The sequence below is a fragment of the Clostridium hydrogenum genome (assembly GCF_021432385.1).
Classification (GTDB): domain Bacteria; phylum Bacillota; class Clostridia; order Clostridiales; family Clostridiaceae; genus Clostridium_S; species Clostridium_S hydrogenum.
In genome coordinates this window covers 1,360,159-1,385,933 of the sequence record NZ_JAEACT010000002.1, presented here as the reverse complement: position 1 = coordinate 1,385,933, position 25,775 = coordinate 1,360,159, and the positions used below count along the sequence as shown (strand labels likewise).

The 25,775-nt window shown below is 28.5% G+C and carries 31 protein-coding genes and 1 pseudogene; 2 read left to right on the top strand and 30 right to left on the bottom strand.

Annotation, left to right across the window (positions count from 1 at the left end):
- Positions 1-108: 108 nt before the first annotated feature.
- The 22 genes and pseudogenes from CUEA01_RS06175 to CUEA01_RS06075 all read right to left on the bottom strand — a co-directional run bounded on the left by CUEA01_RS06175 (position 109) and on the right by CUEA01_RS06075 (position 14,393).
- A complete protein-coding gene (locus CUEA01_RS06175; RefSeq protein WP_234120085.1) occupies positions 109-501 on the bottom strand; it encodes an Asp23/Gls24 family envelope stress response protein in 393 nt (130 codons plus the stop codon).
- Positions 502-913: 412 nt separating this feature from the next.
- Entirely contained in the window at positions 914-1,441 is a 528-nt protein-coding gene (locus CUEA01_RS06170) for a SpoIIIAH-like family protein (RefSeq protein WP_234120083.1), read from the bottom strand.
- 80 nt (positions 1,442-1,521) lie between these two features.
- Complete coding sequence (gene spoIIIAG, locus CUEA01_RS06165; RefSeq protein WP_234120074.1) at positions 1,522-2,121, bottom strand: stage III sporulation protein AG; 600 nt, start codon at positions 2,119-2,121, stop codon at positions 1,522-1,524.
- A 21-nt stretch (positions 2,122-2,142) separates the two neighbouring features.
- Entirely contained in the window at positions 2,143-2,730 is a 588-nt protein-coding gene (gene spoIIIAF, locus CUEA01_RS06160; RefSeq protein WP_234120067.1) for a stage III sporulation protein AF, read from the bottom strand.
- 17 nt (positions 2,731-2,747) lie between these two features.
- Positions 2,748-3,899, bottom strand: a complete 1,152-nt coding sequence (spoIIIAE, locus tag CUEA01_RS06155; RefSeq protein WP_234120065.1) for a stage III sporulation protein AE — start codon at positions 3,897-3,899, stop codon at positions 2,748-2,750.
- A 9-nt stretch (positions 3,900-3,908) separates the two neighbouring features.
- Positions 3,909-4,292, bottom strand: a complete 384-nt coding sequence (spoIIIAD, locus tag CUEA01_RS06150) for a stage III sporulation protein AD (RefSeq protein WP_234120063.1) — start codon at positions 4,290-4,292, stop codon at positions 3,909-3,911.
- Between the two features lie 10 nt (positions 4,293-4,302).
- On the bottom strand, positions 4,303-4,500 hold the full coding sequence (spoIIIAC, locus tag CUEA01_RS06145) for a stage III sporulation protein AC (protein ID WP_234120061.1): 198 nt from the start codon (positions 4,498-4,500) through the stop codon (positions 4,303-4,305).
- Between the two features lie 13 nt (positions 4,501-4,513).
- A complete protein-coding gene (spoIIIAB, locus tag CUEA01_RS06140) occupies positions 4,514-5,032 on the bottom strand; it encodes a stage III sporulation protein SpoIIIAB (RefSeq protein WP_234120059.1) in 519 nt (172 codons plus the stop codon).
- A complete protein-coding gene (spoIIIAA, locus tag CUEA01_RS06135; protein ID WP_234120057.1) occupies positions 5,032-5,955 on the bottom strand; it encodes a stage III sporulation protein AA in 924 nt (307 codons plus the stop codon). Before spoIIIAA ends, spoIIIAB begins: the two co-directional genes overlap by 1 nt.
- A gap of 161 nt (positions 5,956-6,116) precedes the next feature.
- Positions 6,117-6,674 carry an elongation factor P gene (gene efp, locus CUEA01_RS06130; protein WP_234120055.1) on the bottom strand — a complete coding sequence of 186 codons (558 nt, stop codon included), beginning with the start codon at positions 6,672-6,674 and terminating at the stop codon, positions 6,117-6,119.
- A 68-nt stretch (positions 6,675-6,742) separates the two neighbouring features.
- Positions 6,743-7,810 carry a M24 family metallopeptidase gene (locus CUEA01_RS06125; RefSeq protein WP_329603968.1) on the bottom strand — a complete coding sequence of 356 codons (1,068 nt, stop codon included), beginning with the start codon at positions 7,808-7,810 and terminating at the stop codon, positions 6,743-6,745.
- Between the two features lie 204 nt (positions 7,811-8,014).
- On the bottom strand, positions 8,015-8,404 hold the full coding sequence (locus CUEA01_RS06120) for a hypothetical protein (RefSeq protein ID WP_234120053.1): 390 nt from the start codon (positions 8,402-8,404) through the stop codon (positions 8,015-8,017).
- Positions 8,394-8,840: a hypothetical protein gene (locus CUEA01_RS06115; RefSeq protein WP_234120051.1), complete on the bottom strand. Its 447-nt coding sequence runs from the start codon at positions 8,838-8,840 to the stop codon at positions 8,394-8,396. The genes CUEA01_RS06120 and CUEA01_RS06115 overlap by 11 nt, the downstream gene beginning before the upstream one ends.
- A gap of 14 nt (positions 8,841-8,854) precedes the next feature.
- Positions 8,855-9,616 carry a hypothetical protein gene (locus CUEA01_RS06110; protein WP_234120050.1) on the bottom strand — a complete coding sequence of 254 codons (762 nt, stop codon included), beginning with the start codon at positions 9,614-9,616 and terminating at the stop codon, positions 8,855-8,857.
- Positions 9,613-9,828, bottom strand: a complete 216-nt coding sequence (locus CUEA01_RS06105; RefSeq protein ID WP_234120047.1) for a hypothetical protein — start codon at positions 9,826-9,828, stop codon at positions 9,613-9,615. Before CUEA01_RS06105 ends, CUEA01_RS06110 begins: the two co-directional genes overlap by 4 nt.
- A complete protein-coding gene (locus CUEA01_RS06100; RefSeq protein ID WP_234120045.1) occupies positions 9,786-10,148 on the bottom strand; it encodes a competence type IV pilus minor pilin ComGF in 363 nt (120 codons plus the stop codon). Before CUEA01_RS06100 ends, CUEA01_RS06105 begins: the two co-directional genes overlap by 43 nt.
- Before the next feature lie 27 nt (positions 10,149-10,175).
- Positions 10,176-10,262 (bottom strand): annotated as a pseudogene (locus CUEA01_RS25265) (prepilin-type N-terminal cleavage/methylation domain-containing protein); the annotation flags it as partial.
- Complete coding sequence (locus CUEA01_RS06095; protein ID WP_234120044.1) at positions 10,244-10,669, bottom strand: type II secretion system protein; 426 nt, start codon at positions 10,667-10,669, stop codon at positions 10,244-10,246. The gene CUEA01_RS06095 and the pseudogene CUEA01_RS25265, both read right to left, overlap by 19 nt.
- On the bottom strand, positions 10,659-11,141 hold the full coding sequence (locus CUEA01_RS06090; RefSeq protein ID WP_234120042.1) for a pilus assembly FimT family protein: 483 nt from the start codon (positions 11,139-11,141) through the stop codon (positions 10,659-10,661). The genes CUEA01_RS06095 and CUEA01_RS06090 overlap by 11 nt, the downstream gene beginning before the upstream one ends.
- Positions 11,104-11,472, bottom strand: coding sequence for a type IV pilin protein (locus tag CUEA01_RS06085; protein ID WP_234120041.1), 369 nt, complete (start codon positions 11,470-11,472; stop codon positions 11,104-11,106). The genes CUEA01_RS06090 and CUEA01_RS06085 overlap by 38 nt, the downstream gene beginning before the upstream one ends.
- A gap of 225 nt (positions 11,473-11,697) precedes the next feature.
- Positions 11,698-12,879 (bottom strand): type II secretion system F family protein, encoded by a 1,182-nt coding sequence (locus CUEA01_RS06080; protein WP_234120040.1) that lies wholly within the window; start codon positions 12,877-12,879, stop codon positions 11,698-11,700.
- An 11-nt stretch (positions 12,880-12,890) separates the two neighbouring features.
- Positions 12,891-14,393, bottom strand: a complete 1,503-nt coding sequence (locus CUEA01_RS06075) for a GspE/PulE family protein (RefSeq protein ID WP_234120038.1) — start codon at positions 14,391-14,393, stop codon at positions 12,891-12,893.
- A 207-nt stretch (positions 14,394-14,600) separates the two neighbouring features.
- Here CUEA01_RS06075 and CUEA01_RS06070 point away from each other — a divergent pair, with 207 nt between their 5' ends.
- Both CUEA01_RS06070 and CUEA01_RS06065 read left to right on the top strand, forming a co-directional pair.
- Positions 14,601-16,310 carry an Rqc2 family fibronectin-binding protein gene (locus tag CUEA01_RS06070; protein ID WP_234120036.1) on the top strand — a complete coding sequence of 570 codons (1,710 nt, stop codon included), beginning with the start codon at positions 14,601-14,603 and terminating at the stop codon, positions 16,308-16,310.
- A 318-nt stretch (positions 16,311-16,628) separates the two neighbouring features.
- The gene (locus tag CUEA01_RS06065; protein WP_234120032.1) at positions 16,629-17,846 is read left to right on the top strand and encodes an IS256 family transposase; all 1,218 of its coding nucleotides are present in this window, start codon (positions 16,629-16,631) and stop codon (positions 17,844-17,846) included.
- A 476-nt stretch (positions 17,847-18,322) separates the two neighbouring features.
- On the opposite strand, the gene CUEA01_RS06060 is transcribed toward CUEA01_RS06065, so the two are convergent.
- The 8 genes from CUEA01_RS06060 to CUEA01_RS06025 form a co-directional block, all read right to left on the bottom strand.
- A complete protein-coding gene (locus CUEA01_RS06060) occupies positions 18,323-19,348 on the bottom strand; it encodes a hypothetical protein (protein ID WP_234120030.1) in 1,026 nt (341 codons plus the stop codon).
- A 26-nt stretch (positions 19,349-19,374) separates the two neighbouring features.
- A complete protein-coding gene (locus CUEA01_RS06055; protein ID WP_234120028.1) occupies positions 19,375-20,064 on the bottom strand; it encodes a YiiX/YebB-like N1pC/P60 family cysteine hydrolase in 690 nt (229 codons plus the stop codon).
- Positions 20,065-20,258: 194 nt separating this feature from the next.
- Positions 20,259-21,542: a uracil permease gene (gene uraA / locus CUEA01_RS06050; RefSeq protein WP_234120026.1), complete on the bottom strand. Its 1,284-nt coding sequence runs from the start codon at positions 21,540-21,542 to the stop codon at positions 20,259-20,261.
- A 41-nt stretch (positions 21,543-21,583) separates the two neighbouring features.
- A complete protein-coding gene (pyrR, locus tag CUEA01_RS06045; RefSeq protein ID WP_234122133.1) occupies positions 21,584-22,120 on the bottom strand; it encodes a bifunctional pyr operon transcriptional regulator/uracil phosphoribosyltransferase PyrR in 537 nt (178 codons plus the stop codon).
- Positions 22,121-22,649: 529 nt separating this feature from the next.
- The gene (locus CUEA01_RS06040; RefSeq protein ID WP_234120024.1) at positions 22,650-23,552 is read right to left on the bottom strand and encodes an RluA family pseudouridine synthase; all 903 of its coding nucleotides are present in this window, start codon (positions 23,550-23,552) and stop codon (positions 22,650-22,652) included.
- Entirely contained in the window at positions 23,549-24,001 is a 453-nt protein-coding gene (gene lspA / locus CUEA01_RS06035; RefSeq protein WP_234120015.1) for a signal peptidase II, read from the bottom strand. The genes CUEA01_RS06040 and lspA overlap by 4 nt, the downstream gene beginning before the upstream one ends.
- Before the next feature lie 16 nt (positions 24,002-24,017).
- Positions 24,018-24,623, bottom strand: coding sequence for a TraR/DksA C4-type zinc finger protein (locus CUEA01_RS06030; protein ID WP_234120013.1), 606 nt, complete (start codon positions 24,621-24,623; stop codon positions 24,018-24,020).
- Between the two features lie 176 nt (positions 24,624-24,799).
- The gene (locus tag CUEA01_RS06025) at positions 24,800-25,492 is read right to left on the bottom strand and encodes a 5'-methylthioadenosine/adenosylhomocysteine nucleosidase (RefSeq protein WP_234120005.1); all 693 of its coding nucleotides are present in this window, start codon (positions 25,490-25,492) and stop codon (positions 24,800-24,802) included.
- Positions 25,493-25,775: the final 283 nt, after the last annotated feature.

Below are 25,775 nucleotides of genomic sequence, written 5' to 3'. Positions count from 1 at the left end.
GACTTGTTATTTTCTTTAAGATGCCTTAAGGAAGAATATTTGTATATAGTTATATTTTTGAACTCCCACAAGTAAAACACCCTCGCATTTTCGTGAGGGTGTTTTGCACTACTTTTCACTTTCTTCTGAAACTTCTTCATGTTCTTTTACAATTGAAACATTCTGAATAAAAACATTTACTGCTGAAACTTTTAAGCCAGTTAAACTTTCAACCGTTTTCTTAACATTTTCTTGAACTTTAGCTGCAACCTCAGGTATTTTTAATCCATACTCGATTACAACATATAGTTCTATTGAAGCACTCTCTTCTTCAATATTAATCTTTACACCTTTAGTAAAATTCTTTTTGCCACTTAGTATTTGAGTTATTCCGCCTGCAATGCCTGAACTCATTCCAACTACACCTTTTATTTCAGACGCTGCTAAACCAGCAATTACTCCTACTACTTCATCTGATATCTTAATTATACCCATATCTAAATCCTTTGATTCATCTTCCATTACTTGTTACCCCCTTAGGCTTTAATGTTTTTATTATAACGCCTTACTTTAATCTAAGTGTATTATATCAAATTACTATTTTTTTTACAAACTGCTTTTTTTTAATAGTAAAAAAAATTGCAGCCGTAATAATTAGTTGATACTAAAACTAAAAAATGCGAACCAACTAAATCAAAGTACAGAGTATAAAGTACAAAGAAGGATGATTTGCCTTTCCTTACATCAGGTAAATCTTAAACTTAACTGTTGTCATCTTTGCTGACAACAGTAATGACGCCATTCATTAAGCAATCAAAAATAAGTTTTAAGATTTTCTGTAGCAAAGCGAAATAAAATCATCCTTCACTGTACTTTGTACTCTGTACTTTGAATATTTGCCTTAAACTTGTACAAAAATCGCATAAGTAAGTTTTTATTGAGTAACTGGTAGAACTTCTATGTTTCTGATTTTAGTTACATTAGTAACTGTTTCTTTTATGTCTCTAAGCTGAACATCTGTTAACTTAGTACTGCTATTTTTAACTGTTATTGTAACTTTACTATCTGAAATTGAGCACAATGCATCTTTAAAGCCCTTGCTTTTTAATAATGTTTCAACTTTATTGCATTTTGAATCATCATCTGTTAAAAGCATAAGTTTTTGCTGTGCTTCATTTCTTTTATCAGCGCTCACGCTTTTATCATCAATTATACCTTTTAAAGTTTCAATTTCTCTTTGGTCTTTTTGTCCCCTGTCTAATCTTCCTTCAGCAAATAAATCTGATTTACTTGCTGTGCTTTTACTTGAATTGTCATTTAATGATATTGCACTCTTATTATCATTATCTAAATCTGTGTTATTTACATAAAAAAGCGGACTTCTAAATTTTGTTGCCAAAACCCCCGCACATACTATAAGTACCAAAAGTGTAACAATAATAATAGCTTGTTTTTTATTCATTATCTTATCCCCCCATCTAATCTTCTAAAAAATTTATATGCTTGTTCACATTTTTATATGACAAACAATAATAATCTATTTTATTTTTTCATCGGATACACATTTACCTTATCAGAAGTTATTCCAAAGAGATCCACCACTGCATTAGTTATATTAAGCTTAACTACGTCATTACTTGCACCTTCCGCCACAACACATACCCCAGTTATAGTAGGTTTGTATTCTTTTACAATTAGTGGAGATTCTTTATCACCATCCTTAGAAGTTACAACTGTATTTCCATCTGAAGTTTGTGTTGTAGTTCTTTTTCCTCCTGAAGTATCTGTTTCATCAGTTACTGAATTAGATTTATTTTCATTAAATGCTGGCACTTGTTCCTCACTGCTTGAAAAATACATCATAACTTCAACATTACCAACACCATCTATTTTTTCAAGTGTATCTTTTAGCTTATTTTCCATACTTGTTTCATAATTTCCAGAACTGGAATCACTACTATTCGCTTTCACCGGTTGCTTTTGAGTATCATTATTTTGTAGTGTCATACTGTCCGTGGTTTTAAAAAAGCTTGCAACAATAATTATAAGTACAGCTATTAGCGCTACAATAATGAAATTTGAAAATTTCTCTTTTCTATTTTTCTCATTCTTTAAATAATCCAGTAGCTTTTTAAAATTCATTATATCCCCTTCCCATAATATTTATAGTTTGTACACATTTATTTTTTCTGTAGGTATCTTTATTTCGTTACTTATGCAATCCCTTATTTTTACGCTTACGCTATCATCAACATTTTTATTTGCATTAGCATTTTTAGAATCTTCACCTATTTGTATCTTTTTTATTTTTTCAACCCCGTTTTCCTTTACACCAACATTAATTGAAGTTATGGAAAAAAGCCCTTTTTCTTTGTCCATTTGAACCTTCGAATCAACTGTATAAGTATCATTAGGATATTTTTCTTTTAAAACTTTTGTACAAGTATCATCAACATTTTTTTTAAATTGATCCAATGTATCCTGCTCGTCCTTTTCAACATAGCTCTTAATATCTGATTTATAATCATTATTATTGAAACTTTTTTCTTCTCTACTTATATATACATTTAAATCAGCTTGTTTATTCATCATTTTTATAATTGGTCCAACAATCACCGCCATCAATATAAGCCCCATAACAAATTTTGCATAATTTTTCATTTTATTTTCAGGCAAAATCATCTCTACAGCTGTAATAAATATTACTGTGGTACATATAGTAACAATCCAACTTCTTAATGCATCTATCACGTATATTCACCTACCATTTAATAAGCTTTTCCTGCCGCAATTATAATAGCTATCATTATAAAAAACATTACAGAAATGCCTATAACACATGATGCTATGAGTATTAATGCATCTCCAACATTTGCTATACATTCAACAAGTCTTTTATCACTTATTGGTTGCACTAAGGCTGCTGTAAGTTTATGCAAAAAAGCAAGAATAAAAATTTTTATTATAGGAAAAAGCAGCATCACAATTAAAATAATTAATCCTATTGTTCCTATAGCATTTTTTACAAGTCCGCTATAACCTACTACTGTTGAAATAGCATCTGATAGACATTTCCCCACTACTGGTACAAAATTATCTACTGCATATTTTGCAGTTTTAGAAGTAACCTGATCTATAGACTTAGAATTAATACCTCGTATTGTTATAATCCCTATAAATATAGTCATAACTATACCTTGAATCCATAAAACTACTTGTTTTAACAACTTTGAAAGCTGATCCACCTTATAATCTTCAGATATACTGTTAACAAATTGAAGCACAAAAATCATGGTTATTAAAGGTATTAATATATTTTTAAAAATATTTGAACTTATGCTAATTGCGATTAGTATAACCGGATCAAGCAAAGTTGACTGAACAACATTTCCAGTGCCTGCAAGAAGCATAAAAAGTACAGGAACCAATGTATTCATCATATTTGTAGCATCTTCAATTGAGCTTCTGGCTTCACTAACACCTGAATAAAAGCTTCTTGCTAAAATTATTATTATAATTGAATAGCAAGCAAAATATGCTATGTTTGTTACACTTTCTGAGGAAAAAGCTTTTTGAAAATTAGTAAGCAATGCACATATAATACATATTACAATTAGCATTGAAATTAATCTTATACTTGCAACTATATCTCGAACAGAATAAGTAATCATTGCTTTAGCTAAATTTTCAAAAGATATTCCTCCGTTACCACTTTTTACGTATTCTTTAACAAAACTTTCTATATCTACATCTCTAAGTAACTCATATTTAGTTTTTACTTTAGACATATAATCATATAATTGCTGAACCTTAGTATTGTCATTATTTTGCAAAGTTGCATTATTATCCGTTGAAGCTTGTACACTTAATGGATATAAAAAAATGGATATAAATATTAAAATAACAAATATTTTTTTCATATTACACACCTACATAAGCTTCAAAATAGAATCAAGTACACCCATAAGAATTGGTATTGCTAACACCAAAATAAGAATCTTGCCAGCAAATTCAACCTTTGAAGCTATATTATTTTCTCCTGAATCTCTGCATATCTCACTGCAAAACGAAGCAAGATAGGCAATTCCCAAAATTTTAAACACTGTTGTCATATAGACAAAATCTACATTAGCTTTTAATGCCAGCTTTTGCAAAAGTTCCATTACCGCCGTTATCTTTGAAATCATGAATAAAAAAATTGCAATTCCAACAACTAAGCTTATTAGAACGGCTATTTCTTTTTTCTCATTCTTAAAAACTAAAGTAATAGACAATGCAATAAATGCAAAAGCAACTATTTTTATAATCTCCATATTAAATCACCTATAACTGAAACATAGTTTTTACGGTACTAAATAATTTACTTATAAGATTTATAATCATCATTAAAATAATTATTATCCCAGCTAGGTTTGCTATCACCGCAAAATCTTCTTTTCCATTAGATTTTAATATTTTATCTATTATTATCATAAGAATTCCTACAGCTGCAATTTTAAAAATCAAACTTACATCAAGCAATGCGACACACCCCCTATACAAGCATAATTACAACCATAGCCCCTAAACAAAAACCTAAACATCTATACATTTTCACATTTTTTTTCATAATAATTTCTGCCTCTTTAATTCTCTTTTTTATGTTTTCAATACTTAATTCAAAAACCATAAGTTGTCCTTCAATATCGGTTTCTCCAAGACTTTTTGACAAATCAAGTAAAATTGTTTCATCTTCTTTTGTAATACTAATTTCATCTTCATATAATTCAACTGCTAATTTAAAAGCTTCATATACATCATTACAGTTTCTATCACTTAAATTACTAACTATTACTTTAAAAAATGAACTATACGGTTCTAATGCTTTATTAGCTACATTACTAAGCGCCTGTATTAATGGAGTATGAGTATACAGTATTTCGTTTCGGAGTTGATATAAGCATCTTTCTATTTCATTCAATTCCTTTACTCGATTTTGAAATTTTTCAGCATATAGGAATCCACAAATTGTAGATGCAAACAAAACAACGATACCACCCAAAATTTTTATCATTAGGCAAAATTCCTCTCTTTCATGGAATTTTTAAAGTTATAAATATATTCAATGGTGCCAACATTTCTTCTGCAACTTAGCACTATTGCTTTTGTAAAAACTTTATTTTGTGTTATATCTTTAAAAACATCCCTATCATATAAGTCTTCAATTCCATAACCGTGAATTGTAGTTATAATATTTACCCCACAGTTTACTGCCGCTAAAATACTTTTCATATCATCATAAGTACCAATTTCATCACATACAATCACTTCAGGTGCCATACTTCTTATAGCCATCATAATCCCTATACTTTTAGGACAGTTATCCATTATATCCGTTCTAATACCAATATTCATTTGTGGAATTCCATTTGCACATGCTCCTATTTCACTTCTCTCATCAATTACACTAACCTTTTTACCTTCAAAGCGAAAATTCATCATACCATCAGATAAATTTCTCGTTATATCTCTCAAAATAGTAGTTTTACCACATCTAGGCGGAGAAATTATTATAGTATTTAAAACCCTATTATTTTCAACTATTTCCTTCATAATGTTATTAGAACATCCAATAATCTCCTTGCACACTCTTATATTAATGGATGAAATATATTTAATTGTCTTAACCTTTGATCCTTCCATAATGCATTCTCCACAAACCCCAATTCTATGTCCACCTTTTATAGTTATATATCCTTGCTTTAGTTCATCTTCAACTGCATAAATGGAATATCCACTCATTTTGTTTAACATTCTTTTCATATCTTCTTCTGTTGCTTTAAACCTACTTATGTACTCCTTTTCTCCAATTTGAATAATAAGAGGCTTGTTTACTTTTATCCTTATTTCCTGAAGAACATCATAGTTTTTTATACTTTTAATTTCATTCCTTATATTTTCAGGAAGTATAAAAAATATATTTTCTAAGTTTACCAATATCTCTTCCTCCTTTCATACTTAATTTGTATTTATAAACTATATAAATTATTACAAAAAATAAAAAATGCATAAGAATTAATTTAATAATTCTTATGCATTCAAAACTTTTACAGTTTTATAAACCATTTTAATACTCTGGTAAGTTCATCTTTATGAGATTAAACTCTTTCCATGTACTCTCCAGTTCTAGTATCAACTTTTATTGTTTCTCCTTCATTTACAAATAAAGGAACTCCAACTACTGCTCCTGTTTCAAGAGTTGCTGGTTTTAAAGTATTTGTTGCAGTATTTCCCTTTGCTCCAGGTTCACATGAAGTTATTTGAAGTTCTACAAAGTTTGGAGCTTCAACTGAAAACGCTTCGCCCTTATAGAATTTTATTGATGCAAACATATTTTCTTTTAAATATTTAATTGCAGATTCAACTTGTGCAAAGCTTAAAGGAATTTGCTCATATGTTTCTTGATCCATGAAGTAGTATAATTCACCATCTGAATACAAGTATTGCATTTCCTTTCTTTCAATTGTAACATCCTGCAATTTTGCTGTTGGATTAAATGTTGTTTCTGTAACTCCTCCAGAAATAACGTTTCTTAACTTTGTTCTTACGAAAGCGGCTCCTTTTCCTGGTTTTACATGTAAAAATTCTATTACTGTAAACACTTGTCCATCATACTCAAAAGTAGTTCCCTTTCTTATTTCACCTGCTGATATCATTAGGTATCCCTCCAAAATATTAATTCATTATATATTATTGCATTTTTGTGTGAAAATCATACAAAATTTTATAAACATATTAAATTTTTAGGTGACTTTGATATAACTTCACAGCCATCTTCTTTAACTAAGATTAAATCCTCTATTCTGACTCCACCAAAACCAGGTATATATATTCCAGGTTCATCAGTAACAATCATTCCAGCTTTCAAAGTCTTAGTTCCTCTAGGACTAAAGGATGGTTCTTCATGAATCTGTCTTCCAACACCATGGCCAAGACCATGACCAAAGTTTTCACCATATCCATAAGATGCAATTATATCTCTTGCAATCTTATCTACATCTTTACATAAAACTCCACTTTTTATAGCAGGAATAACTGCTTCATTAGCTTCAAGTACTATATTATAAATTTCCTTCATTTTATCATTTGGCTTACCTATTACTATTGTTCTTGTCATATCTGAGCAATAATCATCATATATACATCCAAAATCTAATGTAAGAAAATCACCACTATTTAGTACTTTATTTGTTGCTTGGCCATGAGGTAAACAAGATCTTTCTCCACTTGCAACAATAGATGGAAAAGATAAATCACTTGCTCCCATTTTCTTCATAGTAAATTCTAACTCCAACCCAACTTCTCTTTCAGTCATTCCTAGTTTTATAAAATTAAGCATATGCTCAAAAGCTTTATCAGCAATATCTGCTGCTTTTTTTATTCTTTTAACTTCATCTTCATCCTTAACTATTCTAAGTTCTTCCACTGCTCCTTTTAATGGAACAAATTCAGCCTTTAAATTTTCCTTATATGTATTGTAGGTTGAAAATGAAAGAATATCCTCTTCAAAACCTAGTCTTTTAATTCCAAGTTCTTCTGTTATTTCTCCCAAAAATTTTGAAAAAGCCACATTATATTGTCTAACTTCATAATCCTTTACCTGTTGTCTTGCTTGTTCAGTAAATCTTGAATCTGTTATAAAAATAGCCTTATCCAAAGTAATTATTGAGAAACTTTCGTCCCCAGTAAAACCGCTCATATAGTTTCTATTAGGATCACCTACAAGTAAAACTCCATCTAAATTTCTAGCACCCATAGCTTTTCTTAATTTTTCTATTCTACTTTTATACACTTTAACGTCTCCCCTCTGAATTAATTATATATTTACTTTGCAAATAGCTAATTCAGCTGTCAAAGTCCTTATTTTAGGATTTCACTAAGTTAAATGGCATATTTACAAATATTTTTAGCCATTACCAATAAATTATATCACGTTTACTAATTACGAACAATGATATTTTATCAAAACTTATATATATTTGCAAATTTATTTTCATTAATTTTTCATAAAAGTAAGCATTATTTGTGTTATCATTCCTAAATTTGATTTTTTTACACTAATATTTCTAACTTCTACTAAGCTTTTTTCTCGCTTTAAAGCATTTATTATATTAGACGCATTACTTAAATCATCATTTAATGCTACAGTAACATCTATTGCCTTAGAATTGTTGTTAAATCTCATATCTTCAACTTCTAACTTTTCATATTTTTCTATTATACTAAGCACTTCTGAGTATTTTATATCACTTGGTTTATTATTAATTTTATTTACATAAATTTTATTGTTAATTTGATTATACTTTGTTTTTATACTATTATTTATAAAATACTCACAAAAAATAGTAATACTAAGCATACAGATTATAAATATTTTACTTTTCACCTTTTTCTCCTTCAACTATAAAATTATACAGATTATTATTTTGAGATTTTGAAATACTTATTATTTTAAAATTTTTTTCTATTTCTAAAACCACATTTTTTAAATCATTATTATTTAAACTAAAATTGCACATACCATTTTTTATTTCCATGTCACTCAATTTTTTGCATTTGGCTTCTTTCGTAATATCATTAAAAATATCAATATTTTTAAAGTTTTTCTTTTTAGTTTTTAAACTATCATTACTAAATTTATTATAATCCATTAAATTTTCACTATTAATTGAGTCCTTATAATTAGACTCATTCATAAATATTTTTATACAAAATATCAAATTTAAAACAAATAATGCACAAATTACAAAACTAACAATTTTATTTTTTAAAGCATACTTCTTTTTTTTAATTTCATACGGCAAAAAATTATTTTCACTCATATTACATTTTCTCCTTAAACAATTAACTTTAATACTTTATTCCTATCTATTTCATTTAGAAATTCAACCTTGCTTATTTTCTTTAATAAATCAATTATGTTAAATTCTTCAGTAAGTTTTCCTGCAACATAAACTTTCTCTACATTTTTTGAATTTATATTATTACTTATTAAAAACTTTTCTATATATTCCTTAGCATTATATATATTGTTATTTTTATTCGAATAAATGCCGTTAGCAAATATATTCTTATTCTTTATAAATAAAATATATAAATTAGAATTATAATTAAAACATATCAAATAATTATGCTCTTTAATACATTTACTGTAATATTTAAGAAAACAAATTTGAATTATTCTAACAGCTTTTAAGTTTTGAGTTTCAACTAATTTGTTTATAAAATTTAAATTATCTTCCCTTAAGTAAAAAACAATTACCTCTACAAATTTATCTAATTCCCTTAATTTTTTATAATTAAAAAGAATTCTTTTTTCGTTACTATACAAGTAGCTAAGCTCACTATTAATAAGCGCATACAGTTTTTCATCACTAACCTTAGGAATTTTAAGATATTTTATATATATTTCTTCACCTTCTAAAACTATATATGCCTTTTTGGAAGTTAAACTAAAGTATTTATTTACATTTTTCATTTTTTTTAAATTAAAATCACTTATTTTTTCATTAAACTCATCCTTAACCTTATTGAGTAAATTTAAACGATATTCTCTAATATCATTATTATCTAAGGAATACACTATCTTATCTATCATGGTATCATTCCTCCATTTTCATTTAACTTATTGCAATCGCTTCCTTTGGTATCTTCATTAATTTGCAAGGACTTTTGAGTTTCAATTAAATATTTCTTTCTTTGAATTTCTATGCTAATTAAACTTAAAACGATTATTGTACACAGAAGTCCAATTACAAGACTATATACTAAGCTGAAGCCTGATTGCTTTGACTTTTTAAAATGAAGCATCTCATATACCTTCTTCCATCCTTACAGGTTATAAATATATAAACCAAGTTGTTATTTCTAACAATATTAAAATTTTTTATTTTAAACATTACATTATTAGAAGTCAATTTTATATTGTATCTATAGTAATCAACAATTAATTTTTCCGAATATTTATCAAATTGTATCAAGTTATATTCATCTGAATTTTTATTTATAGCTATTGCTCCATTTTTAATTTCCACATCGCCTCCATTCATTAGATTTTCCATTATTAGCATTCCTTCAGAAACATATGAATCTTGATTTTGTATTTCAATTTGTTTAGAATAAAAATTCACAAAATTGAATAGTATTAAAATTGTAAAAACCATAAAAATACTAAAGATAAACAATGCTGTTGTTGTTTCTATTAGAGTAAAACCTTTAACGTATCTTACTTTTCTAATGTGCATGTATAAACTTTTTCCTTTCCATAAAAATCAAGGTACATACTTAATTTAATTTCCTGCTTTTCTCCGAAAGCTCCATTTGAACTTAAAATTAAATACGGCTCTTTATTTGCTTTATTATTTGAAAATAAAGAATCTAAATTTATAACTTTATCATCCTCATAAATTTTATCTTGTGCTACATAAACTTTTCCATCAGCAATTAATTTTTTAATATCTTCTGAAGTAGCATTTATACTAATCTCCTTTTTCAAACAATCCATAAAATACATACATTTTATTGTTTCATAATTTGTTTTACTTATTTTCATTTCATTTACCTTAATCGCAATTGAAAATAATATGAGTATAGAAAATATACTTACACTACAAAGTAGTTCAATTAGGGTAAATCCTTTTTTACTCTTCAATTCTCATACTCCAATCACCAACAGACACAGTAATTTTATGTAATTTATTATTTCTATCATAATATATAATTGAGAATCCCCTTTCATTTATCATTCCATCTTCACCTATATCTATTCCACCATGCGGAAGTTGAATAGCTTTCAATTTAAAGGTTTTAGGTGAATCCAATTTATCAACTATTTCACCTTTTACTTGATTTTTGTAAAAAACAAGAGAATTTAAATTGGGATTTACAAATATTTCTCCTTCTATTTTTTCACCCTTGCAGTAATACCTTGCATTGCTTATAAAAGTTAAAATCCCATTGCTAAAAGCTTTTACTTCTACTTGATTTTTTATATTATTATAATTTCTAATGCAAATTACTCCCATAGACGCTGTAACCATAAGTATTGCAATTACACACATAAGTTCAATCAATGTATAAGCTTTTTTACTTTTTCGTAAAAATATACGTATCATTTTTGGCATTTACTTGTACCTCATAGCTAATATTCTTATACTTTAAATCAATGTTAATATCATTATCATCACTAGGCTCATCAACATAAAAATCAATATCTTTAATTTTTATATTTTCTCTTAAAGTTTCTTCTACATTATCTTTTTCGAATGCATTATTACTTTCCATATAGCTTTCCATTGCTGATGAAAATACTAAACTACCTGTATCCTCTGCCTTAGCATCATGAGTTTTTTTCATATACCCTAAAACATTAGGCACTAAAATTGAACTCAATATAGTTATTATAGCTATGACTGCTATAAGTTCTATTAACGTAAATCCTTTAATTCTTTTCATTTTATACCCCTTAAAAATGTGATATATAGTGAAACTAGCTCAACTATAAACTATATATGCACCATAATCCCTTGAAGATTGGTATTTTGGAACATAAATAGTTTGAGTTTCGCAGTAGTTTCACCCTAGATATACCAGTTCAACTATTGAAATTCATGTGCACCATAATGCCTAGAAGACGGCATTTTGGTACAAATAAATTTTAAGTTTCGCAGTGGTTTATCTTTATCTAATTGAATTCATAATATTTATTATTGGAAGCAAAATAGAAATAATCACTCCTCCAACAAATATTGCAAGCAATACTATGATAACTGGTTCTATAAGACTTACTCCACGCTTTACCGCATCACTAATTTCATTTTCATAAATTCCAGCTGTATTTTTAAGAATTTCATCAAACCTTCCACACTCCTCAGCCATTGAAATCATATCTATAATAAACTTGGAAAATATATTCAACTTTTTTAAACTTTCTGCCATTGCCATACCATTTTTGATATCTATACTGCTGCTTAAAATGGCTTCCTTAGCATATGAATTGTGAACGACTTCTGCCGATACTTCCATTGCCCTTGTTATTCCCACTCCACTTTTAATTAATATTGCAAGTGTGGATATAAAGTTCTTTTCCAATATCTTTTTATAAATTTTACCAAATATAGGCATCTTCAACTTTAATTTATCTATGGCTTTTTTTACATTATCTATATTACAAATTTTTCTTATTACAAATATGCTAATAAAAAGCATAAATATCAAAACAATTGAGTTATTTTTTAAAAACAAGCTTGTATTCATTATGCTTTGCGTAATACTTGGTAATTTTGCCCCTAATCCATTTAAAGTATCTGAAAACTTTGGTATGATATCTATAGTTAGTAATATTATTAAAAATATTGTTGTTATTAAAATTACTGAAGGATATATAAGTATATTTTTTATCTTTTCCTTTATAATATATAGATTTTCATAATAGTCTCCAACTTCTTTAAATACTTCTTCTAGGCGTCCAGTTTCTTCAGAAACCTTCATCATTTCCCTGTAAAAAATAGGAAAGTCATCACCACATTCACATATGCTTTCATAAAGATTTTTTCCGTTTTCAATACTATTCTTTATAATAATAATCTTTTTTCTTATACTGCCATTAAGTTTAGAATATAACATATCTAAGCTTTCACATACATTAAAACCTGCACTCATCATATATCCCATCTGCCTTGAAAAAATATACAATTCTTTTAATTTAATTTTAACGGTTTTAACTCTTTTTAATTTGTAATCTACAACATAGTAATTTCTACTTCTAAGTAATCCAAAAAGTTCTTCCTCATTGTTAGCTTTTAAATACCCTTGTATCCTTTTTCCACTTATATTTAGAGCACTATATTTAAAAATACTCACGATAAAACCACCTATCCTAATCCATCAACAATTTTTACTACCTCATTAAATGTAGTTTCTCCTTTTACCACAAGCTCATAGGCATTATCCTTTAACAATTTTGTTCCCTTTTTAATAAAATACTTTTTAATTTCATCTAAATCATCAGTGCTATTTATGATGTGCCTGCTTTCTTCATCTAATGCCATAACTTCAAAAACAGCTTTTCTACCTGCATAGCCTGTATAATTACATTTAACGCATCCCCTGCCTCTAAAAAGTTTATCTTTCGGCTTTAAATTTAATATTTCCATTTCGTGAAAATTAGGTTCATATTCCTCCTTACAGTGCTTGCATATTTTTCTAACTAAGCGTTGAGCCACAACCCCACTTAATGCGTCTGAAATTAGATATCTTTCAATTCCCATGTCTCGAAGCCTAGAAATAGCTGAAAATGTATCATTGGTATGTATTGTACTTAAAACTAAATGACCTGTTATAGCTGCTCTTACTGCTATTTGTGCTGTTTCTTCATCTCTTATTTCCCCAACCATTACAATATCAGGATCTTGACGCAGTATGGTTTTAAGCCCAACCGCAAAGGTAAGTCCTATTTTTGAATTTACATTTATTTGATTTACCCTATCCATAAGTATTTCTACTGGATCTTCTATTGTGACTATGTTTTTTTCTAGAGTATTTATTTTAGATAATATAGAATAAAGGGTAGTTGTTTTACCACTTCCTGTTGGTCCAGAAATTAAAATTATACCATTAGGTTTATCTATTATTTTCGATATTTCTTCTTTTTTATCATAAGTTACTTCTTCAAATGTAAGCAGCGATTTTTCTTTATATAGTATTCTCATTACTATTTTTTCTCCGAATATAGTTGGCATTGTAGAAACCCTAAAATCATAGCAAACTCCATTATTGTTGTATTCAATTCTACCATCCTGTGGATTTTTTTTAATTGTAATATTCATTTTTGCTTTTATTTTTATTCTTATCAGGACAGATTCGTATGCTTCTTTAGGTATTTCCATAAGTTCTGTTAACATTCCATCGACTCTTATTCTTATATGAACTATGCTTTTAAATGGCTCTATGTGTATATCACTTGCATTTTTAGTTAATGCTAAACATATTATTGAATCCGCAAGACATACAGTTGGAATATATTTGCCGTTAATATTTTCCATACTTTTATCACTTTTATCTAAAGCTTTTTCCATTTTTATATCTTGAATTGCTCTTTGACCCAATTTAATACTGCTATATATATTTATATAATTTTCAATTTGAGTTTTATCTCCCTTAAATATGACTATCTCTTTTTTTAATATAAATTTTAAATCTCTTACAGCATCCATGGTAAGGCTTTGGTATGCTGCTATAGAAACTTGGTTTTCTTTAAAATCGAATGGAAAAACCTTATATTTTAACATTATCCTCATATCTATTCCATCAAAATTATCTTTTGCAATTTTATAATCATCAAGGTCAACCAAAGTGGCTTTATTTAAATTGTACATAATTACCTCCTTGCTATTTTTATTATTGTCAATATTGTAAAAATTAAACATTACGATAAAAAATAATTAATTTTGTTTTACTTATCTTAAATGATATACTAAAATAATAGTATACTTACTCTACTTTAATAAGATTTTAGAGGGCACTAGACACTCTAGAACTTCGCTGACCTTTAATGGGTCACTTTAACGAAAGGAATTGATACAATGGCTTTAGACGGAATATATCTTTACAGCATTTTATGCGAACTAAAAGATAAAATAATAAATGGTAAAGTAACAAAAATAAATCAACCAGAAAAGGATGAGATTAATTTAACAATAAGGACTACAAATAGTACTAATGAAAAACTTTTAATTAGTGCAAGTTCCTCATACCCTAAAATACATATTACAAATATAACTAAAACTAACCCAATTAAAGCTCCAATGTTTTGTATGGTACTTAGAAAGCATCTATTAAACTCTAAAATTTTAAAGGTTGAGCAAATAAATTCAGATAGAATTATAATTATGGACTTTGAAAGCGTAGATGATCTTGGCTTTAATAGTATTTATAGGTTATGCATAGAAATAATGGGAAGACACAGTAATATTACCCTTATAAGACAAAGAGACAATATAATAATGGATAGTATTAAACATCTTACTTTAGATGTAAATCGATATAGAACACTTCTTCCAGGTCTTGAATTTGTATATCCACCTGAAAGTACAAAATTAAATCCCTTTGATTTTTCTTTAGAAAATATAAAAAAATATATTGAAGAAAATAAAATAAATTATTCCGAAAAAATGTTTTCAGCATTATTCACCGGGGTTAGCGCTATACTATCTAAGGAATTGTATTTTCGTTTAGAAGGCACCAATGACATTTCAGAGATACATTTAAAACTAAAAAATATTTTTACAGATATAAAAAATGGTGATTTTTATTTTGCATCTTACTATTCAAATAAAATAGTAAAAGATTTTTATTGTATTAAATTAAACTCTTTAAATGAACTTTCTGAAAAAATATATACTTCACCTTCTAAACTTCTAGACGAATTTTATTCTGAAAAAGATAAAGTTGATAGATTAAATAGCAAAAGTTCAGATTTGCAAAAAATAATAAAAAATAATCTTGAAAGATGCCATAAAAAAGCTGAAATTTACTTAAAGAAATTAAAAGAGTGTGAAACTAAAGATACTTATAGGATATGTGGGGAACTTCTTACTGCAAATATATATTCTATAAAAAAAGGTGAAAAATCAATAGCTTTATTAAATTACTATAGTGAAAATAATGAAAATACGACTATTAAATTGGATGAAAATAAAACTCCATCTGAAAATATTCAAGCGTATTTTAAAAGATATAACAAATTAAAGAAAACTGAGGAAAATGCAATTATACAAGTTGAAAGTAATAATACCGAGATAGAATATTTACAATCTGTACTGACTAATTTAGAAAACAGTGAAAATTATATGGAAATAGACGAAATCAGACGTGAGTTAATTGAAACTGGATATATAAAATTTTCTAAGAAAAATAAGGATAAAAAAAGTAAGCCTTCTAAACCAATGCATTTAAAATCAACGGACGGCATAGATATTTACATCGGAAAAAACAATTATCAAAATGACTATCTAACCTTAAAATTTGCTGATAAAAGGGATATATGGCTTCACACAAAAAATATTCCTGGCTCTCACGTTATAATAAAAAATTATGGAAACATTCCTGACAGTACTCTCATAGAGGCTGCGGGTTTAGCGGCATTTTACAGTAAAGCAAAAGAATCTTCCAACGTTGCTGTAGACTACACGGAAGTAAAGAATGTGAAAAAACCTTCAGGTGCAAAACCTGGTATGGTAATTTACTACACAAATAAGACTATATACATTAACCCAAAAGGATTAGAAGAGTAATATTTAAACATTGTGAACAAAGTGTAGTGCAAAACCAAATAACAAGGGACAGATACATTAAAAATAATGTGGTCTACGAGTATCTCGAAATCTTAAATAATAAGTGGGAGCTCTGCATAAAAAAATGATGTGAGGAATAGCGTTGAAGAAACATTTAAATAAAATTTTATAAATCTTAGGGACTAAATCGCAAAAGTCTTAGAAATTTCAATTGTTGAGCCTGTAAAAAATTTTGTGTAAACTGAATAAAAGTCACTCTTTCTTGGCAATAATTTAGATAAATAAATTACAATTATTTACAAGAAGGAGTGCTTTTTTATGTCGAATATTTCTAAAGAAATTTTAAGAAATTATATTAATGAACAGAATTTTAAAAGTCCAGATGATATTTTAGCTGCCATGAAGGATATGTTTAAAGATGTACTTCAAGAAGCCTTAGAGGCTGAAATGGATACACAGCTTGGATATGACAAATACGATGTTGCTGAAAAACAAACCCAAAATAGTAGAAACGGCTACTCAAAGAAAACTTTAAAATCTGAACTTGGAACAGTTCAATTAAATGTACCACGTGATAGAAATGGTGAATATGAACCTAAAATCATTCCTAAATATCAGAGAAATATAACTGGAATTGAGGATAAGATTATGGGACTTTATGCAGCTGGAATGACTACAAGAGATATAACAGAACAAGTTAAAAATCTTTATGACATTGAATTATCAGCTGAAATGGTATCAAATATAACAAATAGAATTATTCCAGTAGTTTCAGAATGGCAGAACAGACCTCTTGAAAAAACTTATTCTTTTGTATTTATGGATGCAATTCATTATAAGGTACGAGAAGATAAGCAAATTGTAGTTAAGGCAGCTTATGTTGTATTAGGTGTAACTATGGATGGAAAGAAAGAAGTATTGGGCATATGGGTAGGTGCAAATGAAAGCAGCAAATTCTGGCTATCAGTATTAAATGATCTTAAAAATAGAGGCGTTAAAGACGTCCTTATATTCTGTGTAGATGGTTTAAATGGCTTCAAGGAAGCCATTGGTGCAGTATATCCTTTTGCTAAAATACAACGTTGTATAATACATCAGCTAAGGTCCAGTATGAAATATATACCATATAAGGATAGAAAGGCTTTTGCATCAGATTTAAAATCTGTCTATGGAGCAGTAAATGAAGATATTGCGCTTGAAAATCTTATGGCTATAAAAGAAAAATGGCAAAGTAAATATCCTAATGCAATAAAAAGCTGGGAAGATAATTGGGATAACTTGATAACTTTCTTTGCTTTCCCTGACTTTATACGTAAGATTATATATACAACCAATGCAATAGAAAGTCTTAATAGTCAATTTAGAAAAGTAACTAAAACAAAACTCATATTCCCTAATGATGATAGTCTTATGAAAATGTTGTACCTTGCTACTCAGAAGGTAAGCAAGAAATGGACTCGTGCATATGAAAATTGGGATCTTGTTATAAGCCAACTTAATATATTATTTAGTGAAATCTTAAACAAAGGAGCATAAATTGGGGACTCTGTCCCCAAACCCCTGAGGTTTATCGCTTTAGTTCTCCCAGAAACGGATAAAACGGATAGTTTAAAACCATCCGTTTCTGTAAAGAACACTAATATCCGCTCAGGTTGCTCCTCAGCATTGCCTTATCCTGCTATTAGCAAGTATATTATTGACCAAAATTGGATATAATATACAATGTAATGCTGAATAAACAATAAACTTTGAAAAATTTATTTTACAAAATTTTACAAAAATATCATTTCGAAATTATTTGTCTAAAGAAAGAGAATACACATAATTATTTACACGGCCCAATTGTTTGAGCTGCCTCTTGCGAGTTATTGAAATTTCTTAGAATTTTGCGATTTAGTCTCTTAGATTTATTAATTTTATTTAAGGTTTCAAGATGCTATTAATCACATCATTTTTATGCAGAGCTCCCACTTATTATTTTGTTTTGCACTACACCTTTGTTCGCAATAATTTTAAGTTGTGAAGAAAAATCCATCAATTCTATAATTTTGTTTATTATCGTAAACTTTAAATTTATATAAAAATTTCATGTCATTTAAATTATACACATATATATTTTTATAATCACAAATATAAAGCTTATTATTTTTAATTTCTAGTTGAGCTAAATTATGATTAAATTTAACTAGCTGCTGCTTATTTGTAGCAAGGTCAAGTATTGTAAGTTCATTTCCTACATTCGTGACTGCATTATAATGTGTAATAAAAAGCTTATTTTTGTACTCTTTTATGTGATCTGGGTAATATTCATTTAAGCTTATATTAGTAATTCTGCAAGTATCAATATTAAATTTTGATAGTATCCTAGAAGGTGTTTTTCCATCCTGAGCCATCATATGAGTAAAAAATATATCCTTTCCAACATTGACGCTGTCAAAGACAGATTGATCACTTTGAAATTTTATAGTTTTCTTTACTTGTAAGTTATCTGGATTTATTATATTTATAATTATTGACCCACTTTTGTCATCAGAATCACTAAATGCATACAACATATTTCCGTTAAAAGCTAAATGTTGTACCAATCCTGATACGCTTAATTCTTTTTCCTTCTTTTTTGTTTCAATATTATATTTTGTAATAATTGATCCTTGAAGTGGACTATTTGAAGTAAAAATATATTTATCCTTAGCAGCTATTGTAAAAATCCCCTCAGCAATGTTATAAGTATCGTATACATTATTTTTTAAGTCAAACTCAACAGCTTTTTTGCTTCTATTTGAATATCCACCTATAGAATTTGTATAAACCTTATCTTTATAAACTATTGGTGATAAAAATCCAGAATTAATATCTACACAATTTACCTTGTTCTCGGATACTATCTTTCCTTTTAAATCGTATATATTTAAATAGCTAGTATTGTTAAATGTAGATGACTCTATTACTCCTATATCACCCTTATAAAAATCTATTTTATTTATTACTTTATTATTTGAACTACTACATGCTGTAATAAATAGCATTGATAAAATCACATAAAAGATTTTTTTTATGGCATTTTTCATTTCACATATATTGTTGTAACATCAGATTGATTAGGAAGATCTACTGGTATTATTACACCTGGTATACTTGAGTCAGCGTCTATATTTATACCATATAAGTCATGAAAAGCTGCCCAAACAAGCTGTGAGCAATAAAAACGACTTCTTGTACTTGTATTAAAGAAATTCCAATTATACGGTTTACCAACCTGCTCATCACACCATTGAGAAGCTTCAGCATCTTGAGTTATTGTAGTATCTTTTACTGTAATCCCTTTAACTGCATTGTATCTTGAATTCCAAGTATTAGGAAATCTAGCAACGCCATTCTGCATTGATTCAACTGTTGTAGAAGGAGTCAATACTATACCTGCATGTCCATAATGAAACCCTAATAAATTGCTATCACTTGTGACTAATATTACTCCACTTCTGGTAGGATATGTGTCATCACTGTTTTCACTTAACAAATTTGCACTATTAGAAGCACCAGTTTTTTTGTCAGTTTTATATAGAGTTTTCCTATCCTTTGTTTTGCTTATAAATAAATTATATGCTTGATCTACCTTCCATTGATTACTACTAAGCACTTTTTGCTGTTCCGTGCTTATAGGATTTTTAATTGTTTTCGCATTAATATTCGTAGTATTTATGCTAGCAAATATTAGTGCTGTGCAAGATAAAATAATGATTTTTTTCAATTTCATAACATTCCCTCCTAAAATATACTATATCCATTATTATACATTGTTTTTAGATATAGTAAAGTATTTTTTTGTAAAGTAAATGTTATTTTTTATTTTATCAGCATAAACAAGTATCAAATATACTAAGAAATTCTATTAAGACTTCTTTTGTAAAAAAATAAAATTCCTAGATTACACACCTAGGAATTTTAAAACTATTCTACTTCTCTTTCAGAAAAACTTTTCTTAGGAAGACATACATTGAGGATAATACCAACTATTGTTGCAAGAGCAACTCCAGATATTTCAATAGTTGAACCATTGAATGGGAATTTAATTGAAGCTCCACCGACTCCTAAAACTATTATTGCAGAAGTTATTAAAAGATTTCTCTTTTGAGAAAAATCCACTTTATCATCAACAAAAATTCTATAACCAGAAGATGCTATTATTCCAAATAGTAATATACTTACACCACCTATAACAGGATAAGGCATGTTTGCTATTGCTACAGCAACTGGTCCTATAAATGAAAGTATTATTGCTATTACAGCCGCAACTCCAATTACCCACACACTGTAAACCCTTGTAATTGCCATTACGCCTATGTTTTCACCATAAGTTGTATTTGGAGGTCCTCCAACGAAGCCCGCAAACATGGTAGCTAATCCATCACCTAATATTGATCTATGTAAACCTGGATCTTCAGTAAAATCTCTACCAACTACATTATTTGTGACATAAATGTGACCTATATGCTCTGCTATTGTTACAAAAGAAACAGGAGCCATAATTATCATAGCATTAATATTGAATTTAGGCGCCATAAAAGGTGGCAACTGAAATAATTGTGCAGATAATATACTATGTATAGTTTTATCTGAGACTACTCCAAGTACTATTGCTAATATATACCCACAAATCATAGCTATTAATATTGGAATTACACCTAAAAATCCTTTAAAATACATTGAACCTATTATACCAATAGCAAGTGTTACTATGGCTACTGTTATCCATGCCCACTTAGGCACGCCTGGTGTTATTGATGAAGTTGAACTTAATCCTGCCCAGCTTATTGCACTACCTGCGAGACTAAGACCTATTACGATTACTACTGACCCAACTACTACAGGTGACAATATCTTACTTAACCAATCACTACCTACAAATTTTATTATTGTAGCTACTATTATATAAACAATGCCCGCAGCAATAACTCCCGAAAGCATTGAACTTGGCCCATAATTTTTTGAAGCTACTGTCATGGGTATTATAAAAGCAAAAGATGAACCAATATATGCTGGAAGTTTTGCTTTAGTACATAAAATGTACAAAAGAGTTCCCACTCCACTGCAAAACAAACCTATCGCTGGATTCATACCTGTAAGTATTGGAACTAAAATAGTTGACCCTACCATTGCAAATAAATGCTGAAAACTAAGTGGTATAGTTTTAAGTATAGGCATTTTTTCTTCTACGTCGATATACTTTTTCATAAATTTTCCTCCTTTAAGCCCATATGGACTATAAAATGATGCTATAATTCAAAAATGCTAACCGAGTCATTTTCATCCAATTCAGCAACCTTAACAGAAACCATTTCACTTTTTGATGTAGGAACATTTTTTCCAACATAATCTGCTCTTATTGGAAGTTCTCTGTGGCCTCTATCTATTAATACAGCAAGCTGAACTGCTTCAGGTCTCCCAGCATGAATAATTGCTTCGATAGCTGCCCTTGAAGTTCTTCCTGTATACAATACATCATCAACTAATATTACTATTTTCTCTTTAACTGAAATCTCTATACTCTCACTTTTAACTATTGGTTGAGTATTTATCGTAGTCAAGTCGTCCCTGTATAAAGTTATATCAACACTTCCTACAGGTACTCTTTTTCCTTCTATGCTTTCAATCATATCAGCAATTCTATTTGCAAGAGGAACTCCTCTTCTTTTAATTCCAACCAGTATTATATTTTCTACGCCCTTATTTTTTTCTATAATTTCATGAGAAATTCTAGTAAGGGTTCTTTTCATTGCCTTTTCATCTAAAAGCACTGCCTTTAAAACCATGATATCACCTCCTAATATAGATAAGCAAGCTGAAACATTTAAATTACTAACACCAAATTTATCCATACAAACTGGAGTTTCACCCAGAGTACAGAGTACAAAGTACAGAGTACAGTGAAGGTGGATTTACCTTTCGTTTCCCTCATGTAAATCTTAGAACTTAATTGGTTCAGCTGCGCTAAACACTATATTTTAAGCGCTTTGCGCGCATTAAGTTTAAGATTTTTTGTAGCGATAGCGGAGAAAAATCATCCTTCACTGTACTCTGTACTCTGCTCGACAAATTGTAATTTGTCAGGATAAACTTTGCATTTAAAATTTCAATGTTCCAAGTGGTTTATCTTTAAATAAACAATATAATAAAAAAAGCCGACACAAAGGTCGGCATTATAATACAACTTATTAATTACCTTACGACCTCACAGGATCATTTAAAGGATAAATATTAAATAATAACTTTACTTATATTAACACATGTTCACAATTATTTCAATTACTATTTATAAAAATTTAAAATAAAATTAAAACTTTATAAAAGCTTTAATATTTTTTTGAAATAATCAGGAAGTTCACTACTAAATTCTATATAATTACCTGTGGATGGATGAATAAAGCCAAGTTTCCTAGCGTGAAGCATTTGCCCCTGTAAATTAAATTTCTGTTTCTTATAACCATAAACAGGATCTCCTACAATTGGATGTCCAATATATGCCATATGAACTCTTATTTGATGCGTCCTTCCTGTTTCAAGTTTGCATTCAATAAGTGTATTATTGGCATACCTCTCTAAAACATTATAATGAGTAACGGCATGCCTTCCATCTTTTACAACAGCCATTTTAATTCTATCTACTGGATGCCTTCCAATTGGCTTATCTACCGTGCCACTGTCTTCTTTAATCACACCTTCTACTAAAGCATTGTACACTCTGTTCATAGAATGTTCCTTAAGCTGTGCAGCCAAACTATTATGAGCAGCATCATTTTTAGCTACTACTAAAATCCCAGATGTATCTTTATCTATTCTATGAACAATCCCAGGTCTTAAAACACCATTAATTCCAGATAAATCTGTGCAGTGATATAAAAGTGCATTTACTAAGGTTCCTGTATAATTTCCTGGGGCAGGATGAACAACCATTCCCTGAGGTTTATTAACCACAATAACATCTTTATCTTCATATAAGACATCTAAAGGTATATTTTCAGGCTCAACATCTAACTTCTCGTTATCTGGAATAGAAAATTCGACAACATCATTTAACTTTAATTTATAGTTACTTTTTTTTACTTTACCAAAAATTACAACATTGCCTTCTTTTATAAGGTTTTGAATATATGCCCTGGATTTATCTTCCATCTTTCCCGCAATAAAAACATCTAGCCTTAAGTTTACTTCATCTTCTTCTACTAAAAATTTCATGCAACTCATTTTTTACTATCATTCCTTAATATGCATATCATAAGGAGAACTGTTCCTACAACTACACACATATCTGCAAAATTAAAAACTGGATAAGAATATACATCTTTATAGTGGAAATATATAAAATCAACTACGTGCTTATACAAAACCCTATCAAATAGATTTCCAACGGCTCCAGCTATTATAAGACTCAAAGCAGTTCTCATTATCTTACTTTTAGGTCTGTATTTCAAACGATAATATATAATTCCACATAATATTATGAAAGTAAAAATAATTAAAAATACAGTTTTACCGCTAAATATGCTCCAAGCTGCTCCTTCGTTTTCCCTATACATAAAACTAAAAAAACCTTTTATCAAAACTATTTCTTGAGTATTCTTAAATGCATTTAAAGCCCATATTTTAGTAAGCCTATCAATCAGAAAGCCTACTACTATGATAACTAACTCCATTAAATTCCTCCATTAATCAATCTGGAAGTTGATTTTTATACTGTTCATTGCTTATACTATCCATTTTATCTACATATTCTGTATCATCATAATAATATCCTGCTTCATCTTCAAGCCTATTATAACTATCAACAGCATCATAACTATCTTCCAAATCAAATTCAATATTATTACTGTTGCCTTTGTATCCTACACCAAAAGGATATTTAAGGACCTCTTCTTCAACTGGTCTATCATTAATATCTCTAGGTTTTATACTGCTTAATCTTTCCTGACATTCAACACAATTTTCTGCATATGGTATGAATTCTAGTCTTTCTTCATTTATTGGTTTACCACATTGCTTGCAAATTCCATATTTATGCTCTTGTATTCTTAAAAGTGCATTATCAATTTTTTTCAAAATATGAACTTCATTTTGCTTAAATGCCATTCCCTTCTCCATATCATTTATCTCTGTCGCAACATCTGAAGGGTGATTATCGTAAAGTGATAATTCTGAAGCTATTTCTGCTTTAGAATTTATAACCTCATTTTTCTTCATTTGAAGTATTAAATCTTTAACATTTTTTCTTTCCTTAATTAATTTATTTTTATAATATTCTAATTTATTATCATCCATAATAATCTTTTCCTCCAATACTATGGATAAACCATTTTAACTACCAAAATCAATTTGCGTCAAAATGCCCATAAGACAGCATTTTGATACAAATCAATTTTGAAGTTTCAAGCAGTTTATCTTTAATTGTTTATCAAAGTATCCTCTTTAGATTATTATTTCAAATAAAAAAAATATTATAATAAATTAATCATATTTCTTAATATTGTAGTTGAATTTTTTATTGCAATTGGTTTAAATTTTTCATAATCCATGCTAGCACCATTATTTGCATTATCAGAAATAGATCTTATTACAATAAAAGGTATTTTATTCAAGTATGCAGTATGCGCTATACTTGCTCCTTCCATTTCACATGCCATTCCATTAAATTCATCTCTTAACCATCTTATTTTCGAAGGATCAGCAATAAATTGATCTCCTGACACAATTCTACCAACAAACACGTTGTGTTCTGTAAATTCTTTGCAGGCTTCTTTAGCTTTTTCTATTAAAAGCTCATTACATTTGAAATCAAAAATATCCATATTAGGAATTTGTCCATGTTTATCTCCAAAAGCAGTTGCATCTACATCATGTTCCACAAGATTATTTCCGATAACAATATCTCCTGGATAAACATTATCTCCAATTCCTCCTGCAATACCAACATTAATTATGTAATCCACATGAAAATCATCTGCTAAAATTTGAGCACATATAGCTGCATTAACTTTACCTATTCCACATCTTACAATTACTACATTTTTATTTTTAAGTATTCCAAAATTAAATATCATGCCTGCTTTATTCTCTTGTTTTTCAATTTTCGCTTCTTTTATTAATAATTCTACTTCCTCGTCCATTGCTCCAATAATTCCAATATTCATTTAAAATTCCTCCATTTATTATACTTTTAAATTATATATAATCATTTACATTAATATTTACTTTAAACTTATTACAAAGCAAATAAATCAGAGTACAAAGTACAAAGTACAGAGTACAATGAAGGTGGATTTACCTTTCCTTGCGTCAGGTAAATCTTAAACTTAAATGTTGTATGCTTCTCTCTGCACCATATATGGTGCTATTGCGTAAGCAATCAAAAATAAGTTTTAAGATTTTCTGTAGCAGAGCGAAAGAAAATCTTCCTTCACTGTACTTTGTACT

Excerpts from the sequence above, each read along its gene's own strand:
- CUEA01_RS06055 (WP_234120028.1), bottom strand. The coding sequence starts at position 20,064 with ATGAAATTGAAAAAAATCATTATTTTATCTTGCACAGCACTAATATTT.
- CUEA01_RS06170 (WP_234120083.1), bottom strand. The coding sequence starts at position 1,441 with ATGAATAAAAAACAAGCTATTATTATTGTTACACTTTTGGTACTTATA.
- uraA (WP_234120026.1), bottom strand. The coding sequence starts at position 21,542 with ATGAAAAAGTATATCGACGTAGAAGAAAAAATGCCTATACTTAAAACT.
- CUEA01_RS06085 (WP_234120041.1), bottom strand. The coding sequence starts at position 11,472 with ATGAAAAGAATTAAAGGATTTACGTTAATAGAACTTATAGCAGTCATA.
- pyrR (WP_234122133.1), bottom strand. The coding sequence starts at position 22,120 with ATGGTTTTAAAGGCAGTGCTTTTAGATGAAAAGGCAATGAAAAGAACC.
- CUEA01_RS06090 (WP_234120042.1), bottom strand. The coding sequence starts at position 11,141 with ATGCCAAAAATGATACGTATATTTTTACGAAAAAGTAAAAAAGCTTAT.
- spoIIIAE (WP_234120065.1), bottom strand. The coding sequence starts at position 3,899 with ATGAAAAAAATATTTGTTATTTTAATATTTATATCCATTTTTTTATAT.
- CUEA01_RS06115 (WP_234120051.1), bottom strand. The coding sequence starts at position 8,840 with ATGAGTGAAAATAATTTTTTGCCGTATGAAATTAAAAAAAAGAAGTAT.
- spoIIIAD (WP_234120063.1), bottom strand. The coding sequence starts at position 4,292 with ATGGAGATTATAAAAATAGTTGCTTTTGCATTTATTGCATTGTCTATT.
- CUEA01_RS06040 (WP_234120024.1), bottom strand. The coding sequence starts at position 23,552 with ATGAGTTGCATGAAATTTTTAGTAGAAGAAGATGAAGTAAACTTAAGG.
- lspA (WP_234120015.1), bottom strand. The coding sequence starts at position 24,001 with ATGGAGTTAGTTATCATAGTAGTAGGCTTTCTGATTGATAGGCTTACT.
- CUEA01_RS06070 (WP_234120036.1), top strand. The coding sequence starts at position 14,601 with ATGGCTTTAGACGGAATATATCTTTACAGCATTTTATGCGAACTAAAA.
- CUEA01_RS06075 (WP_234120038.1), bottom strand. The coding sequence starts at position 14,393 with ATGTACAATTTAAATAAAGCCACTTTGGTTGACCTTGATGATTATAAA.
- CUEA01_RS06105 (WP_234120047.1), bottom strand. The coding sequence starts at position 9,828 with ATGCTTCATTTTAAAAAGTCAAAGCAATCAGGCTTCAGCTTAGTATAT.
- CUEA01_RS06110 (WP_234120050.1), bottom strand. The coding sequence starts at position 9,616 with ATGATAGATAAGATAGTGTATTCCTTAGATAATAATGATATTAGAGAA.
- CUEA01_RS06025 (WP_234120005.1), bottom strand. The coding sequence starts at position 25,492 with ATGAATATTGGAATTATTGGAGCAATGGACGAGGAAGTAGAATTATTA.
- efp (WP_234120055.1), bottom strand. The coding sequence starts at position 6,674 with ATGATATCAGCAGGTGAAATAAGAAAGGGAACTACTTTTGAGTATGAT.
- CUEA01_RS06030 (WP_234120013.1), bottom strand. The coding sequence starts at position 24,623 with ATGGATGATAATAAATTAGAATATTATAAAAATAAATTAATTAAGGAA.
- spoIIIAB (WP_234120059.1), bottom strand. The coding sequence starts at position 5,032 with ATGATAAAAATTTTGGGTGGTATCGTTGTTTTGTTTGCATCTACAATT.
- spoIIIAG (WP_234120074.1), bottom strand. The coding sequence starts at position 2,121 with ATGAATTTTAAAAAGCTACTGGATTATTTAAAGAATGAGAAAAATAGA.
- CUEA01_RS06175 (WP_234120085.1), bottom strand. The coding sequence starts at position 501 with ATGGAAGATGAATCAAAGGATTTAGATATGGGTATAATTAAGATATCA.
- CUEA01_RS06065 (WP_234120032.1), top strand. The coding sequence starts at position 16,629 with ATGTCGAATATTTCTAAAGAAATTTTAAGAAATTATATTAATGAACAG.